This is a genomic window from Microbulbifer thermotolerans (assembly GCF_001617625.1).
Lineage (GTDB): Bacteria > Pseudomonadota > Gammaproteobacteria > Pseudomonadales > Cellvibrionaceae > Microbulbifer > Microbulbifer thermotolerans.
On sequence record NZ_CP014864.1, the window covers coordinates 187383 to 201921 of the forward strand.

Here is a 14539-nt window from a genome sequence, read left to right on the forward strand (position 1 = left end):
AAATATTATGGTGGTGGAGATTGGTTAGGATTATTCAACCGCAGACAGAGCGTCTGCGACTGCGCCAGTGGCGCGATGAAGACAGTGCACCATTTGCCGCGCTCAATGCAGATCCCCGGGTGATGGAATACTTTCCGGGAACCCTGGACCGGGCCGCCAGTGATGCGGCAATGCGTCGCAACCGCACACATATTGCCGAACGCGGATGGGGGTTCTGGGCGGTAGAGCGCAAGGAGGGCGGCGAGTTTATCGGCTTTGTCGGTATCAAACAGGCGCCCGAAGTGCTGCCCTTTGCTCCCTGTGTTGAAATCGGCTGGCGCCTCGCGGCGGAATTCTGGGGCTGTGGTTATGCCAGTGAAGCGGCACGGGCTTCGTTGGAGGTTGCGTTCGAGATATTGCGCTTATCTGAAATCGTCTCCTTTACTGCGCTACAAAATTACCGTTCACAGCGGGTGATGCAGCGCCTGGGCATGTGCGCGGAACCGCACGCTTTCGATCACCCGCTGCTGCCGGAGAGCAGCCCACTGCGGCGCCACTGCCTCTACCGACTGTCCGCTGCCCAGTGGCGATGCAACAGTGAGCCGGGTTGAAACAACATTAATGGCGTCTAACCGTGTCTTTGATACATTCGTGTGGGTGCTGTGCGAATTCTGGGGGCTCAGGCAGCGGGGTGGACACTTCGAAACCACACGAGTAGTCCCTCGCTCCCGTTGGTTTTGAAATGTCCATCTCACCAGCTGAGTGCTGCATCCAGGGGTGGAAAAGCATTAAATTTTTGGCGCGAACTAAACCGAGTTTCCCTAGATTTCTGCGGTGAGTTGTCGCCGATCTAGATTTCGGTAGGCCAGCGCTTCGGCAATTTGGCCTGCGCCGATGTGCGCCTCTCCAGCGAGATCTGCCAGGGTGCGCGCGACTCTTAATACCCGGTGGTAACTGCGCGCGGACAGCCCCAGTCTTTCCACCGAGTGCCGCAGCAGTGCTTGCTCGCTTTGTCCCAGTGCACAGAAGCGGTCCAGCTCGGACCCGTTGAGCTGCGCGTTGATTTTTCCCTGTCTGTGCAGCTGCCGCTCCCGGGCGGCAATCACCCGTTTGCGCACCGCCGCCGAGCATTCGCCGGGCGGACTGTCCTGCAGCTGACTGGCCGACATCGCCGCCACTTCCACCTGCATATCGATGCGGTCGAGCAGAGGGCCGGAGAGCTTGTTGCGGTAGCGGTCTATCTGGTCCGGGGTACAGCGGCAGCGGGGCTCGCCCAGGTAGCCGCAGGGACAGGGGTTCATGGCGGCCACCAGCTGAAAGTTGGCGGGATAGGTGACCTGGGCACGGGCGCGGGCGATATGCACCTGCCCGGTTTCCAGCGGCTCGCGCAATATTTCCAGCGCGTGGCGGGGGAACTCCGGCATTTCGTCCAGAAACAATACCCCGCGATGGGCCAGGGAAATTTCCCCCGGTTTCGGCTGAGTGCCGCCCCCGGCCAGAGCGGTTGCCGAGGCGCTGTGATGGGGCGCGCGGAAAGGGCGCTGTTGCGGCCGCGCCAGACCGGCGCTGGAGTAGACGGCGGCCACTTCGATCAGCTCGTCACCGCCGGGCGGCGGCAGTATGCCCGGCAGGCGGCTGGCGAGCATGGTTTTGCCGGTGCCGGGTGGACCGTAAAAAAGCAAATGGTGGCCGCCGGCCGCGGCCACTTCCAGGGCGCGCCGCGCCTTGAGCTGGCCGCGCACATCGGCGAGATCAGCACAGGCTGGTGCATTGTCTTCCGCCTCGCGCTGCGCTTCCGAGAGCTGTTCGCGCCCGTGCAATTCGGCACAGACCTGTAGCAGGGAGGCGGCGACCTTTACATCTGTTTCCGCCAGCGCCGCCTCGCCGCCGGACTCCCGCGGCAATACCAGCCGGCGCCCGGCGGCACCGCAAGCGATGGCTGCAGGCAGGGCGCCGGGGACTTCCCGCAGTGCCCCGGTGAGTGCCAGTTCGCCGATGAACTCATAGTTATCCAGGGGATCGCGGGGGATTTGGCCGGATGCGGCGAGAATGCCCACGGCGATGGCGAGGTCGTAGCGGCCGCCTTCCTTGGGCAGGTCCGCGGGGGCCAGGTTGACGGTTATGCGCCGCTGGGGAAATTCGAAGTGGCTGTTGATCAGTGCGCTGCGGACCCGGTCGCGGCTTTCGCGCACCGCGGCCTCGGGCAGGCCTACGATATGAAAGGCCGGTAGGCCGTTGGCCAAATGGGTTTCGACGGTGACCAGTGGTGCGGAGACGCCCAGTTGCGCGCGGCTGTAGGTGATCGAGAGGCTCAAAATTTCATCCTTGAAATTCTGTTTGTTCTATTGGCGAGAAGTGGGGCTGTCTTTTTCCTGTTCCGCCAGCTTTTGCTCCAGGAGTTCAACCTGTGCCTCGAGGCGCGCCAGTTTTTCCCTGGTGCGCTTCAAAATTTCCGCCTGCGTATCGAATTCGCGCTGGGACACCAGCGGCAGCTTGCCCAGCGCCACGGCCAGCGCATCGCGCAGGTCTCCGGTGATCACTGTGCCCTGCTGTTGCAGCTCCGCGAGCAGCTTTTGCAATTTGTCTTCGCCCAAGGGCCTTCTCCTGTGATCAGATGACTAAAAATGCCCCTTTTGATAGCACCGGATTGTAACCCAGCCCTTTGGCCGGCAAAAGCGTGCGGCCTTTGCGCCACCTTGGTTCAGTAGCGCCCGCCAGTTCACCACTTCTGTGCGTTTGCGCTCCGCGGGCGCCATTAAGGTGCACACGCTTTTCTCCCCTCGCTGCTATACCGCCCCGCTACTGGCGCAAATCTCCTCTAACTGCTTGATTTTCAGTGCAAATGCGAAATTGGCATTAAGACTGCAAAAAGCTCAATTGCGGAGAGTACTGCAGGAGTGCAGATGTTCCACCGCAGACCACTCACTGCGGCCGGAACGAAAAAGAAAGCTCACGAGGCGAATAAAAAAAGACACCGCCGTCGCCAAACCCACCGCGGCGCACATGATGCATTCAATAACAAATCACCGACGAGACATTCACAGAGTTTTGAGGAGAACCAACGTGGGCACAGCAATTAATAAATTCGCCGCCGTATTGACTTTGGGCGCCCTTGGAGGCATTGCCGCGCAAGCTCAGGCCGAAGCCAGCTTCAGCGCCAACCTGGGGGTGGTCAGCGACTACAAGTTTCGCGGCATCTCGCAGACCGATGGCAGCCCCGCGCTGCAGGGCGGCATAGACCTGGAGTTTGACAATGGGTTTTACCTGGGCACCTGGGCCTCGCAGGTCGATTTCGCCTACGGCGAGGATGAAACCGACTACGAGCATGATTTTTATGGCGGCTACGCCGGCGAGATCAGCGAAACCGTCAGTTACGACATTGGCTACGCCTATTACGCCTACCACGGAAGCGACTGGGATGAGGATTACCAGGAGTTTTTCGGCAGCCTCAGCATTTCCGATCTGACCCTGGGTTTTGTATACAGCGACGACTACTGGGCCGGGACGGGCACCTTTTACTACCCCTATGCCGAATACAGCTTCGCCCTGCCGGCGGATGTCAGCCTGGACTTTCACCTGGGCGTAAACCTCTTTGATGAGGAGGGCTTTTTGTATGAGGCGGACTCCTATATCGACTACTCAGTAACCGTGGCGAAGGAGTTTGGTGGTCTGAGCCTGAGTGCGTCTCTGGTTGGCACGGACATCAGCGACAGCGAGTGCTACGAAACGGACTGGTGCGAGCCTTCGGTAATCGCCGGAGCCACCTACAGCTGGTAATGCATTCGGGCCGGCTCCAACGGGCCGGCCAACAACCCCGGGGGGGAGACATGAAACTGGTTACAGCAATCATCAAGCCCTTCAAGCTGGACGCGGTGCGCGACGCGCTGGCGGAAGCGGGCGTGAATGGCCTCACGGTTACCGAAGTGAAGGGATTCGGCCGACAGAAAGGCCACACGGAACTCTATCGTGGTGCCGAATATGTTGTGGACTTTCTGCCCAAGACAATGCTGCAGATCGCGGTGGACGACAGCCTTCTGGACGCAGTTTTGGACGCGGTGGGGAGCGCCGCGCAAAGCGGCAAGATCGGCGATGGAAAGATCTTTGTGTCCAATCTGGAGCAAGTTGTACGCATCCGCACCGGAGAGACGGGCGCCGAGGCGATTTAAATCTCGCGTAAACACGAATTTATTTTTCGGAAAAGATTTTTTAGAAATTCTCGGGATTAACGGAGCTAAAGATGGAAAATCAAATTTTTCAATTGCAGTATGCAATTGATACTTTTTATTTCGTCGTATGCGGCGCACTAGTGATGTGGATGGCAGCGGGTTTTGCCATGCTGGAAGCTGGCCTGGTGCGCTCGAAAAATACCACCGAAATTCTTACCAAGAACGTGGCGTTGTTCGCCATTGCCTGCATTATGTACCTGCTGACCGGCTACGCCATTATGTACGACGGCAGCTTTATGCTGAGTGGAATAGAATCCTTCAGTCTGGAAACCGTGCTGGCGGACTCGGCGGAAAACGGCTTTGATGGCGACTCCGTATACTCCGGCGCCGCCGACTTCTTTTTCCAGGTGGTCTTCGTGGCTACCGCCATGTCCATTGTCTCCGGCGCAGTGGCAGAGCGCATGAAGCTGTGGAGCTTCCTGGCTTTCGCGGTGGTCCTGACCGGATTTATCTATCCGCTTGAAGGCTCCTGGACCTGGGGTGGCGCCGACGTATTTGGCCTCTATAACCTGGGCGACCTGGGCTTCTCAGACTTTGCCGGCTCCGGCATCGTGCATATGGCGGGTGCTTCCGCCGCCTTGGCCGGCGTACTGCTCCTGGGACCGCGCAAAGGCAAGTACGGTGCCAATGGAGAGGTCTACGCAATCCCCGGTGCTAACCTGCCCCTGGCGACGCTGGGTACCTTTATCCTGTGGATGGGTTGGTTCGGCTTTAACGGCGGTTCCGTGCTAAAGCTGGGCGATGCGGCCAATGCCCACTCGGTGGCAATGGTGTTCCTGAATACCAACACTGCGGCGGCAGGCGGTGCGGTGGCCGCGCTGATTACCGCGCGTATCCTGTTCGGCAAAGCCGATCTGACTATGCTGTTGAACGGTGCTTTGGCGGGCCTGGTGGCAATCACTGCCGAGCCCTCCACTCCGACCGCGCTGCAGGCAACACTGTTCGGCGCGATTGGTGGCGTGCTGGTGGTTTTCTCCATCGTTACACTGGACAAAATGAAGATCGATGATCCGGTGGGCGCGATTTCCGTGCACGGTGTGGTCGGCCTGCTGGGACTCTTGCTGGTACCGTTCACCAACGACGATTCGACTTTCAGCGGGCAGCTGATCGGTGCCGTTACCATCTTCGCTTGGGTCTTCATCTCCTGCTTTGCCGTGTGGTTCCTGCTCAAGGTCATCACCGGTATCCGCGTCACCGAGGAAGAGGAGCAAGAAGGTGTTGACTTGGTGGAATGCGGAATGGAAGCTTACCCGGAATTTATGAGCAAGTAAGATTGCCCATTGCAAGGGAGCTCGCCCCGCCGCTGCGCGGGGCCCGCTTCCACAAGACCGCGGAAAAACCAGGGGATAACAAAAGATGAAATTGATTACGGCTGTGGTAAAGCCCTTTAAGCTGGATGACGTGCGCACCGCGCTGTCCGAAGTCGGTGTGCAGGGCATGACGGTAACCGAGGTCAAAGGCTTCGGGCGCCAGAAAGGCCACACAGAGCTCTATCGCGGCGCTGAATACGTGGTGGATTTTCTGCCCAAGGTGAAATTGGAGCTGGCGGTGGACGACAGCATGGTGGACAGCGCCGTGGAGGCAATCACCAAGGCCGCCCAGACCGGCAAGATCGGCGACGGCAAGATATTTATCACTGCGCTGGAAGAAGTAATCCGCATCCGCACCGGCGAGACTGGCAGCGAAGCGGTTTAGTCGAGGCCGGTTGCGGTCTCACAGGTATGTGGATGTATTATCCGCCACATGCCCGAAAGCCCCCTCTGTGGGGCTTTTTCTTTTTATGGCCCACGTAAAAACGCAATCCGGATTCAATGAAACCGCATAAGTTGGCATTGTTGGTAGGTGGTGATTTGGCGCCGAAACCAGCATAACCAACGGCAATAACCCGTACTGCTGCCGCAACAAAAAAAACTACTGACTGCTCCAATCGCAGCTGGCGCCCCCAGCAGTGAGTGCCTATATATTATTCGCCGCGGTTAAGCGGGTGCTGAAGGCTGATCACCGCCTGCGGTTGATTGAAGTGAGTCGGCCCCACTGTAATCCGCGGCACAGAGGTACATCCTTTGTAACAGAAGTAGCAGTTACAGGGTTTCAACTATGAACGATGTATTCGAAGATCCGGGCAACAACTACAGGGGCAAGGATACCGAGGAGTGCGCTGAGGAGCGTAGTGTGACTTCCCGTGAGCGGGCCAGATCGCAACTAAATACAGATATAGAGGAATTTCTCGCCCGCGGCGGTGCCATCAACGAAATCGATCCAGATGTTACCGCTGATCCTCCCCGCAAGCCGCAACCTAAATACGGCAGCCGTCCGATCTAGCAAGTCCCAAAGTCGGGGAGCGGGCCTTGTGTTCGCTCCCCGCGCTACCCCCCCTTCCAGTGAGCTTCGGCATCCGGCGTTTCTCACCTGCAAAGGAGGGTTTTATTTTTTCTCTTTTGCGCGTGGGTGCGCCCTATCGTAGACGCGTGATAAGTGCTGGAAATCCAGATGGGTGTAGATCTGGGTAGTACTGATATCGGCGTGGCCGAGCAGTTCCTGCACTGCGCGCAGGTCACCGCTGGACTCAAGCAGATGGCTGGCGAAGGAATGGCGCAGCATATGTGGATGTACGCGCTGCTCCGAACCCCCGGTGCGGGCCCAGTGAGCCAGGCGCTTCTGCACAGCCCGGTTGCCGAGCCGTTGCCCCTTCATCGAGGTAAAGATGGCGCCGTCTTTTCCACCCGGTGCGGCCCGGCGCCAGGCTTTCAGGGCTGCCAGCGCGTGGCGCCCTACCGGTAGCAGGCGGACTTTGTTGCCCTTTCCGATAACCCGCACTTCGCCGCTGTGCAAATCCAGATCGCTCCAGTTCAATGCGGTCAGTTCAGATAGGCGTAAACCGCTGCTGTAAAAGAGTTCCAGCATTGCCCGGTCGCGCAGGCCGAGGGGGGAATCGTCGGGGAACTCCACAAACTCTGATGCCGCGTCGGCGTCTAGTAGTTTCGGCAGTTTTTTTTCGCTCTTGGGCGCGCGCAGTCCATCCGCGGGATTGGCCTGGAGCCAGCCTTCGCCCAGGGCCCAGTGACACAGGCTGCGCACCGCAGAAAGCCAGCGCTGCAGGCTTTTGGCGCCCAGTCCGCCCCGGTGCAGTTGCGCCAGCCACCCCTGGATTATTGCGGGCCGCAGTTGCTCGATGTGCGTTACGCCGTCCGCGGTCGCCAGCTGCTGTGCTTTGCCGAGATCGCGGCGGTAGGCTGTGAGTGTGTGGGGGGACAGCCGGCGCTCGGTTTGCAGCTGTTGCAGGAAGCGGGCGGTGGCATCTTCCAGGAGCACGTCGAGGTCGCTGTCTAGGGAGCGAGGAGACGGGGCAGCAGCCGCTCGAGTACTTCGCCGATATAGGACAAAAAGAGAGTGCCGAGGCTGGAGCGGTAGTGCTGCGGGTCGCTGGAACCCACTGTCAGCACGCCCAGCTGGTTGGCCAGGGGTACGACCGCGGCGGAGGCCACCTGGGCGCCGTCATCGTCGAACAGGTATTCCCGCTCCGCCGGGCGCAGTACGCCGCACACGGTGCGGCCATTGCGTAGGATTGCGCCGATGGCGGCTTCCGCCGCGGCGCGGGAGCTGGTGCGCACTTCGCCAAGGACATGGCGCCCTTGGGGCAACGGGCCGAACAAGATCAGGCGGGTGTACTCTACTTTGAAATCTTCCGCGAAGCTCGTGTACAGGGCCTCGGTGGCCTCGCCGACGTTCTCCGCTTCCAGTAGTGCCAGTATCAGGCGGCGGCTGTGACGGAATAACTGGTCGTTCTCGCGGGCGTTGTGTAGAAGTTGGTCGAGGCGCTGTCGCATCTCGATATTGCGTTCCCGCAGCAGGTTGGTCTGATGTGTCATCAGCGACACTGTTTTACCGTTTTCCCGCGGCAGCCGGATATTCTCCAGCAGTTCCAGATGTTCGGTGAAAAAATCCGGGTTCTGGATCAGATAGCGGGCCACTTGGCGCGCAAGCAGCTTTTTGCTGCGCGCTTTCTGTTCGTCGCCGGTGGCGTTTTGCAGGGCGCGGGTGGCGTCGCTTTGTTCCGTCATTGCTAAATCGATGTACCGGGTAGGTGAAGGGAAGAGCGTAGAATAACCGCTCCGGGCATTTTCTGCATTCCCGCCGCCGCGTGAGCCGGACGCAGCCCCGGCGTAGGGCTGGTTACAGTGTGATCTGCCCCTGGTACACAGTGGTGGCGGGTCCCGTCATGGTAACCGCTTGTTCGGGGCCGCCCCAGTGGATTGTGAGTGTGCCGCCGGGCAGTTGTATTTGCAGGCTGTCGTCCACCAGGCCGCGCAGGTGTGCGGAAACCATGGCGGCACAGGCGCCGGTGCCGCAGGCGCGAGTCTCACCGACGCCGCGCTCAAAGACCCGCAGGCGCGCTTTTTGACGTGATTGAATCTGCAAAAAGCCCACGTTGACCCGCTGCGGAAAGCGCTCGTGGCATTCGATTTTCGGCCCCAGGGTGTCGACCGGTGCGGAATCCACATTGTCCACCAACAGCACCGCGTGGGGGTTGCCCATGGAGACGGCACCGATGGTATACACCTCGCCGTCCACCTCCAGCGGATAGGTTTCGGCGCGTCTGTCGGCGCAGAAAGGGATTTGCTCCGGCTCCAGTACCGGCGCGCCCATGTCGACACTGACTTCACCGCTGTCGAGCAGTGACAGTTTCAGCGGGCCGGCCGCGGTTTCCACCGTGAGCTGTTTTTTTCCCGTCAGGCGGCGTTCGCGCACAAACTTGGCAAAGCAGCGGGCGCCGTTACCGCAGTTTTCCACCTCGCCGCCGTCCGCGTTGAAGATGCGGTAACGGAAGTCGGCATCCGGAGAGCGCGGGGCTTCAACTACCAGAACCTGGTCACAACCGATACCGAAATGGCGGTCGGCCAGGCGGCGGATCTTTTCCGGCGACAGCCTGATGCGTTGGCTGATGCCATCGAGCATCACGAAGTCGTTGCCGAGGCCGTGCATTTTGGTGAATTTTAAGCGCATTCCTTTATCCGTCAGTCTTCTTCCCGTGTGGTCAGTCGCGCTGGTACCAGGCTTTCGCCACGCACCAGGTCCGCCAGCGTTTCGCGAGCGCGCACCAGATAGGTTTTATCGCCGTCCACCAGTACTTCGGCGGCGCGCGGGCGCGTGTTGTAATTGGAGCTCATGGTAAAGCCGTAGGCGCCAGCGGACAGCATGGCGAGCAGTTGTCCGGGCTGCAAGGCCAGGGTGCGGTGCTTGCCGAGAAAGTCGCCCGTTTCACATACCGGACCCACGATGTCCCAGAGTTCGGCCTCGCCGTCGGCAGGTGTCACCGGCACTATGTCTTGCCAGGCCTGGTAAAGCGCTGGTCGCAGGTTGTCGTTCATGGCTGCGTCGACAATGGCGAAATTGTGCTCTTCAGTGCGCTTGAGGAATTCTACCCTGGTCAGTAGCAGGCCGCCGTTGGCGGCGATGGAACGACCGGGCTCGAGAATCAACCCCAGCTGGCGTTCGCCGAGCCTTTCCATGACCGCGGCGAGGTAGTCTCCGGCCTGTGGCGGCTCTTCGCCGCGGTAGCGCACACCCAAGCCGCCGCCCAGATCCAGGTGTTCCAACTGAATGCCCTGGTCTGCGAGTTTGTCCGCCAGGATCAGCAGGCGGTCCAGCGCGTCGAGGAAGGGGGCGATTTCAGTGAGTTGAGAGCCGATGTGGCAGTCGACGCCGATTACCTTGATATGTGGCGAGGCCGCCGCCCGGCGGTAGACCTCGGGTGCGATCTCGATGTCGATGCCGAATTTGTTTTCTTTCAGCCCGGTGGAAATATAGGGGTGGGTCCCGGCGTCCACATCGGGGTTTACCCGCAGGGAGACGGGTGCTTTCGCCCCGCATTCGGCGGCAACGGCCTCGAGCCGCCCCAGTTCCGCCTCGGACTCCACGTTGAAGCAGTGCACGCCCACTTCGAGCGCGCGCCGCATTTCCTCGGCGGTTTTGCCCACACCGGAAAAAACGATCCTCGATGGATCGCCACCGGCCAGCAGTACCCGCTCCAGTTCGCCGCCCGAGACGATATCGAAACCGGCCCCCAGCTGCGCCAGCAGTGACAAAACCCCCAGGTTGCTGTTGGCTTTGACCGCGTAGCAAATCAGACCCGGATGATCTCCCAGGGCGTCGGCGTAGATTTGATACTGCTTTTCAAAATGTGCGCGGCTGTAGACGTAAGTGGGGGTGCCGAACTGTTCGGCAATTTTTTCCAGAGAAACTTCTTCCGCCCAGAGTGTGCCGTTACGGTAGTTGAATTCGCTCATTTTTCTGCCGCCGGCTCCGGAGTTGTCGCTGTGGCTTCACTGTCGCGCGGGGAGGTTTCTTCTTCCTCTGGCGCGGCGGAAACAGGCGCGGAAGCGGCAGTGGCTTGCGCCGGTACAGCAGGGTCCTGCGGCAGGTACAGAGGGCCCTTTTGCCCGCATGCGGCGAGGAGCAGGGTAAGGGGGAGGAGGTACTTATACTTATGCGGCATCGAGGGCTTCCTACAGCGTAGAATTCGGAAAAGCCTGCTAGTATAGCCAGCTGTTTAGTTCAGCACATCCGTAACAGAAGTAACCAAGTATGAGTCAAGCGGAATACGATGCGGCCATTGAGCGCACCCTGATGGCGGTGGAAGATGCTCTGGATAATTGCGAGTGGGATATCGACTATGAACGCGCCGGTGCTGTTCTGACTTTGACGTTGGAAGACAACGGCACCCAGGTGATTCTGTCACGCCAGTCCGCTAACCGCGAACTCTGGGTGGCGGCCAAATCCGGCGGTTACCACCTCGCGTTCGAGAATCCCGGCTGGAAATGCTCCACTACTGGCGAGGATCTGCCGACGCTGCTCGATCGCGTTCTGACCGAGCAGCAGGGCGAGCCGGTGTCTCTAGAACTCGAGGGCGTCTGATTATACGCCTGCGCCCTCAGCGTGCCTCGAGGGCTTTTCTGGCCCGTGCGCAGGCGGCGCGCACCTGATTCGGCGCTGTGCCGCCGATATGGTCCCGCGCCGCTACCGATCCCTCCAGGGTCAACACTTCGAAGACATCTTCTCCGATCACATTGGAGAACTGCCGCAGCTGTTCCAGGCTGAGTTCCGCCAGATCTTTGTTCTGCGCGATGGCAAATGACACCGACTGGCCGACAATTTCGTGGGCATCGCGGAAGGCCACCCCCTTGCGCACCAGATAGTCCGCAAGGTCGGTAGCGGTGGAAAAGCCTTTTGCCGCGGCGGCGAGCATATTTTCTTTCTTCGGCTTCAGTGCCGGCACCATATCGGCGAAAGCGCGCAGGCAGTCGAGGGCTGTGTCGGCGGCGTCGTACAGCGGTTCTTTGTCTTCCTGATTGTCTTTGTTGTAGGCCAGTGGCTGACTCTTCATCAGTGTGAGTAGGGCGATCAGGTGGCCGTTGACGCGACCGGTTTTTCCACGCACCAGTTCCGGTACGTCGGGGTTTTTCTTCTGCGGCATAATGGAAGAGCCGGTGCAGAAGCGGTCTGGCAGGTCGATAAAGTCAAACTGGCTCGAAGTCCACAGTACCAGCTCTTCGCTGGCGCGGCTGAGATGGGTGAGCAGCAGTGCGGCGAAAGCACAGAATTCAATGGCGAAGTCGCGGTCGCTGACTGAATCGAGAGAGTTTTCTGTCGGCGCTTCAAAGCCCAGCAGCTCAGCGGTGCGGGCGCGGTCGATGGGGTAGGTGGTTCCGGCGAGGGCGGCGGCGCCCAGCGGCGAACGGTTGACCCGCTTGCGGCAGTCCATCAGCCGCTCGTAGTCGCGGTTGAGCATCTCATTCCAGGCCAACAGGTGGTGGCCGAAAGTCACCGGTTGCGCTGACTGTAGATGGGTAAAGCCGGGCATAATGGTGTCCGCCTCACGCTCTGCCAGATCCACCAGGCCGCCTTGCAGTCGGGTCAGTTCTGCGGCGATCAGATCGATGCGGTTGCGCAGCCACAGGCGGATATCGGTTGCCACCTGATCGTTGCGGGAGCGGCCAGTGTGCAGTTTCTTGCCGGTGTCGCCGATGCGCTCGGTCAGGCGCGCCTCGATGTTCATGTGCACATCTTCGAGACCGACTTCCCAGGGAAATTCACCGGCTTCGATCTCCGCGGCGATGGCTTTCAGGCCCGCGGCGATTTTGCTGTATTCCTCGTTCGTGAGAACGCCTACTTCCGCCAGCATCTGCGCGTGGGCCAGGGAGCCCTCTATATCCTCCCGCGCCATGCGTTGGTCGAAGGTGACCGAGGCGGTAAATCTTTCCACAAAGGCGTCGGTGGCTTCTGAGAAGCGGCCGCCCCAGAGTTTGGCGGCGGGGTTGGAGGAGGGATTGTCTTTGCTCATGGTGTCCCTGACAACTGGTTGGATGAAAGGCCGTGGCGCTGGTGGTATCTTCCCGCTTGGACTATGGAACCAGGAAGAATAATAAGTGGCATGTCTTATCCCAGGCCGGCCGGCATTATAGCGCAGCAGAATCGCGAAATTGCCGGCGGCGGTAAAGATTCTGCGCCTCTCACCCGCCCTCCCTTTCTGCCCGACCTGTGCGGCATTTCCGCCCTGGCGGCACTGGTATTGATGGGGGAATTGCTGGCCCTGGTGCTGGTGCTGGCCGTGGATGGCCTGCGCGCATTCAGCTGGGAGCGCCTGGGACTGTTGTCACTGGTGGTGCAGTGGGTGATATTACCTTCAGCCGCGCTGCTGTGCCGGTTGCGCCCGCGTCTGTCGGCATTGCCCCACAAGTTGGCCGGCGCCTTCAGCTTTGCCGTGGTGCTGGCGGTCCTGCTTACGGTAATGGTTGCCCAGCATTGCTGGCGGGCGCTCCTGTCTCAGGCTCCTTTCGACTACTGGCGTTTTCTCAGCGACTGCCTGATCGGCGCCATTTGCGCCGGGGTGGTGCTGCGCTACGCCTATGTGCAGCAGCAGTTATACAACCAACAGCAGGCGGAGCTGGGAGCGCGGATAGACGCGCTGCAAGCGCGCATACGCCCGCATTTTTTATTTAACAGCATGAACAGTCTCGCCAGCCTGATCGCTGTCGATCCGGACAGGGCCGAGCGGCTGGTGGAGGACCTCTCCGCGCTTTTCCGCGCCAGCCTGGCGGAATCCCGCCTGGTGCCTCTCGGGCAGGAGCTGGCGCTGGCACGGCGCTACCTGGAGATCGAGGGGCTGCGCCTCGGCGATCGCCTGCGCACCCGCTGGGAAGTTGCCGCGGGGCTGGAAGATCTGCAGGTGCCCAGCCTGCTGCTGCAACCGCTGCTGGAAAACGCCGTACTGCACGGGGTGGCGCGGTTGCGCCAGGGCGGCGAAATTCGCATACAGCTCGTGTCGGCCCAGGGGAGTTTACAGGTGAGCATCGACAATCCGGTACCGGAGAACTCGGAGGCGGTGCGGCATGGCGGCAACGGATTGGCACTGGATAACATCCGCCAGCGGTTGGCGGCCTATTACGGTAACCGTTTCAAATTTTCCGCCGCTCGCGAGGGAGGGGACTACCGGGTACGCCTGCAATTGCCGGTCACTGCGGGTATTCCGGGACAGAGGCAGGAGAAGGAGGCGGTGGCGTGAACCCGTTGAAAGTTCTGATCGTTGATGATGAACCCCTGGCACGCGGGCGCCTGGCCCGGCAGCTGCGGTCACTGGATGATTGCGAACTGGTGGGAGAGGCGGGCGATGCTCTGGATGCGCTCGCACAGGTGGACGGGCTGGACCCGGACCTAGTGCTGCTGGATATTGAAATGCCCGGAGACAGCGGCTTGGAGCTGGCGCGTCGCCTGTCGGCACGGGACACGCCCCCGGCGCTGATTTTTTGCACTGCCCACGCCGAGTTTGCCCTGCCGGCGTTCGCCACAGCCGCGGTCGGCTATCTACTGAAACCGGTTAGCGCAGCACAGCTGGCGGAGGCCATTGCCAAGGTGCGAAGGCTCAGCAAGCCACAGCGCAAGCTGGTTGAGAGTGATGAGGCACCGCAGGGGCGCAGTCGTATCAAGGCGGTCAGCCGCCGCGGCGTGGAGCTGGTGGAGGTGGATTCCATCCGCTGTTTTATCGCTGACAGTAAATATGTCGTCGCTCACCACAGCGACGGTGAGACCATTTTGGATGAGTCTTTGAAGGACCTGGAGGCCGAGTTCGCCGGGCGCTTTGTGCGTGTGCACCGCAATGCACTGGTGGCGGTGCAGCATATTCTCGGTCTGCGCAAGGACGGCAACCACTATCGTGTAACGCTGCAGGGGGTCGCCGAGCAGCCGCTGGTCAGCCGCAGAATGCTGGCCGGGGTCAAGGCGCTGCTTCAGGAGCTGGCCTGAGCCCGCCTGCCAGCGTCGGCGGCCATTACAGCGCC

General features: G+C 60.6%; 17 protein-coding genes. 9 read left to right on the forward strand and 8 right to left on the reverse strand.

Translation table 11 applies throughout. The features are described from left to right. Window positions 1-20: 20 nt before the first annotated feature. Window positions 21-590: a GNAT family N-acetyltransferase gene (locus tag A3224_RS00800; protein WP_067150195.1), complete on the forward strand. Its 570-nt coding sequence runs from the start codon at window positions 21-23 to the stop codon at window positions 588-590. A gap of 210 nt (window positions 591-800) precedes the next feature. Here A3224_RS00800 and A3224_RS00805 read toward each other — a convergent pair whose 3' ends face one another. Together A3224_RS00805 and A3224_RS00810 are read right to left on the reverse strand one after the other, a co-directional pair. Beyond that, window positions 801-2294: a YifB family Mg chelatase-like AAA ATPase gene (locus tag A3224_RS00805; protein ID WP_067150198.1), complete on the reverse strand. Its 1494-nt coding sequence runs from the start codon at window positions 2292-2294 to the stop codon at window positions 801-803. Window positions 2295-2321: 27 nt separating this feature from the next. After that, window positions 2322-2573, reverse strand: coding sequence for an accessory factor UbiK family protein (locus A3224_RS00810; RefSeq protein WP_067150202.1), 252 nt, complete (start codon window positions 2571-2573; stop codon window positions 2322-2324). Between the two features lie 469 nt (window positions 2574-3042). On the opposite strand from A3224_RS00810, the gene A3224_RS00815 reads away from it, so the two are divergent. The 5 genes from A3224_RS00815 to A3224_RS00835 all read left to right on the forward strand — a co-directional run bounded on the left by A3224_RS00815 (window position 3043) and on the right by A3224_RS00835 (window position 6527). Continuing rightward, window positions 3043-3756 carry a TorF family putative porin gene (locus A3224_RS00815; RefSeq protein WP_067150205.1) on the forward strand — a complete coding sequence of 238 codons (714 nt, stop codon included), beginning with the start codon at window positions 3043-3045 and terminating at the stop codon, window positions 3754-3756. 50 nt (window positions 3757-3806) lie between these two features. Next, window positions 3807-4145, forward strand: a complete 339-nt coding sequence (locus tag A3224_RS00820) for a P-II family nitrogen regulator (protein ID WP_067150208.1) — start codon at window positions 3807-3809, stop codon at window positions 4143-4145. A 71-nt stretch (window positions 4146-4216) separates the two neighbouring features. Continuing rightward, a complete protein-coding gene (locus A3224_RS00825) occupies window positions 4217-5476 on the forward strand; it encodes an ammonium transporter (protein WP_067150211.1) in 1260 nt (419 codons plus the stop codon). A gap of 85 nt (window positions 5477-5561) precedes the next feature. Continuing rightward, window positions 5562-5900, forward strand: a complete 339-nt coding sequence (locus A3224_RS00830; RefSeq protein ID WP_043319767.1) for a P-II family nitrogen regulator — start codon at window positions 5562-5564, stop codon at window positions 5898-5900. A 402-nt stretch (window positions 5901-6302) separates the two neighbouring features. Continuing rightward, the gene (locus tag A3224_RS00835; protein WP_067150214.1) at window positions 6303-6527 is read left to right on the forward strand and encodes a hypothetical protein; all 225 of its coding nucleotides are present in this window, start codon (window positions 6303-6305) and stop codon (window positions 6525-6527) included. Between the two features lie 102 nt (window positions 6528-6629). Here A3224_RS00835 and xerC read toward each other — a convergent pair whose 3' ends face one another. From xerC to lptM, 5 genes are all read right to left on the reverse strand, one after another. Then, the gene (gene xerC / locus A3224_RS00840; RefSeq protein ID WP_082817338.1) at window positions 6630-7517 is read right to left on the reverse strand and encodes a tyrosine recombinase XerC; all 888 of its coding nucleotides are present in this window, start codon (window positions 7515-7517) and stop codon (window positions 6630-6632) included. Window positions 7518-7531: 14 nt separating this feature from the next. Then, window positions 7532-8266, reverse strand: coding sequence for a DUF484 family protein (locus tag A3224_RS00845; RefSeq protein WP_082817339.1), 735 nt, complete (start codon window positions 8264-8266; stop codon window positions 7532-7534). Window positions 8267-8378: 112 nt separating this feature from the next. Then, window positions 8379-9209, reverse strand: a complete 831-nt coding sequence (gene dapF / locus A3224_RS00850) for a diaminopimelate epimerase (RefSeq protein ID WP_067150217.1) — start codon at window positions 9207-9209, stop codon at window positions 8379-8381. An 11-nt stretch (window positions 9210-9220) separates the two neighbouring features. Continuing rightward, window positions 9221-10492, reverse strand: a complete 1272-nt coding sequence (lysA, locus tag A3224_RS00855; RefSeq protein WP_067150220.1) for a diaminopimelate decarboxylase — start codon at window positions 10490-10492, stop codon at window positions 9221-9223. Then, on the reverse strand, window positions 10489-10701 hold the full coding sequence (lptM, locus tag A3224_RS17590; RefSeq protein WP_067150223.1) for an LPS translocon maturation chaperone LptM: 213 nt from the start codon (window positions 10699-10701) through the stop codon (window positions 10489-10491). Before lptM ends, lysA begins: the two co-directional genes overlap by 4 nt. An 89-nt stretch (window positions 10702-10790) precedes the next feature. Here lptM and cyaY point away from each other — a divergent pair, with 89 nt between their 5' ends. Further along, the gene (cyaY, locus tag A3224_RS00865; RefSeq protein ID WP_067150226.1) at window positions 10791-11120 is read left to right on the forward strand and encodes an iron donor protein CyaY; all 330 of its coding nucleotides are present in this window, start codon (window positions 10791-10793) and stop codon (window positions 11118-11120) included. Between the two features lie 16 nt (window positions 11121-11136). Here the strand turns inward: cyaY and argH are convergent, their stop codons facing one another. After that, window positions 11137-12546, reverse strand: a complete 1410-nt coding sequence (gene argH / locus A3224_RS00870; protein ID WP_067150229.1) for an argininosuccinate lyase — start codon at window positions 12544-12546, stop codon at window positions 11137-11139. A 90-nt stretch (window positions 12547-12636) separates the two neighbouring features. On the opposite strand from argH, the gene A3224_RS00875 reads away from it, so the two are divergent. After that, a complete protein-coding gene (locus tag A3224_RS00875) occupies window positions 12637-13767 on the forward strand; it encodes a sensor histidine kinase (RefSeq protein ID WP_067150233.1) in 1131 nt (376 codons plus the stop codon). After that, the gene (locus A3224_RS00880; protein WP_437180637.1) at window positions 13764-14504 is read left to right on the forward strand and encodes a LytR/AlgR family response regulator transcription factor; all 741 of its coding nucleotides are present in this window, start codon (window positions 13764-13766) and stop codon (window positions 14502-14504) included. Before A3224_RS00875 ends, A3224_RS00880 begins: the two co-directional genes overlap by 4 nt. Window positions 14505-14539: the final 35 nt, after the last annotated feature.

Coding starts and splice junctions, on each gene's coding strand:
- A3224_RS00820 (WP_067150208.1), top strand. CDS start 3,807: ATGAAACTGGTTACAGCAATCATCAAGCCCTTCAAGCTGGACGCGGTG.
- A3224_RS00825 (WP_067150211.1), top strand. CDS start 4,217: ATGGAAAATCAAATTTTTCAATTGCAGTATGCAATTGATACTTTTTAT.
- A3224_RS00830 (WP_043319767.1), top strand. CDS start 5,562: ATGAAATTGATTACGGCTGTGGTAAAGCCCTTTAAGCTGGATGACGTG.
- A3224_RS00835 (WP_067150214.1), top strand. CDS start 6,303: ATGAACGATGTATTCGAAGATCCGGGCAACAACTACAGGGGCAAGGAT.
- A3224_RS00845 (WP_082817339.1), bottom strand. CDS start 8,266: ATGACGGAACAAAGCGACGCCACCCGCGCCCTGCAAAACGCCACCGGC.
- dapF (WP_067150217.1), bottom strand. CDS start 9,209: ATGCGCTTAAAATTCACCAAAATGCACGGCCTCGGCAACGACTTCGTG.
- lysA (WP_067150220.1), bottom strand. CDS start 10,492: ATGAGCGAATTCAACTACCGTAACGGCACACTCTGGGCGGAAGAAGTT.
- lptM (WP_067150223.1), bottom strand. CDS start 10,701: ATGCCGCATAAGTATAAGTACCTCCTCCCCCTTACCCTGCTCCTCGCC.
- cyaY (WP_067150226.1), top strand. CDS start 10,791: ATGAGTCAAGCGGAATACGATGCGGCCATTGAGCGCACCCTGATGGCG.
- argH (WP_067150229.1), bottom strand. CDS start 12,546: ATGAGCAAAGACAATCCCTCCTCCAACCCCGCCGCCAAACTCTGGGGC.
- A3224_RS00875 (WP_067150233.1), top strand. CDS start 12,637: ATGTCTTATCCCAGGCCGGCCGGCATTATAGCGCAGCAGAATCGCGAA.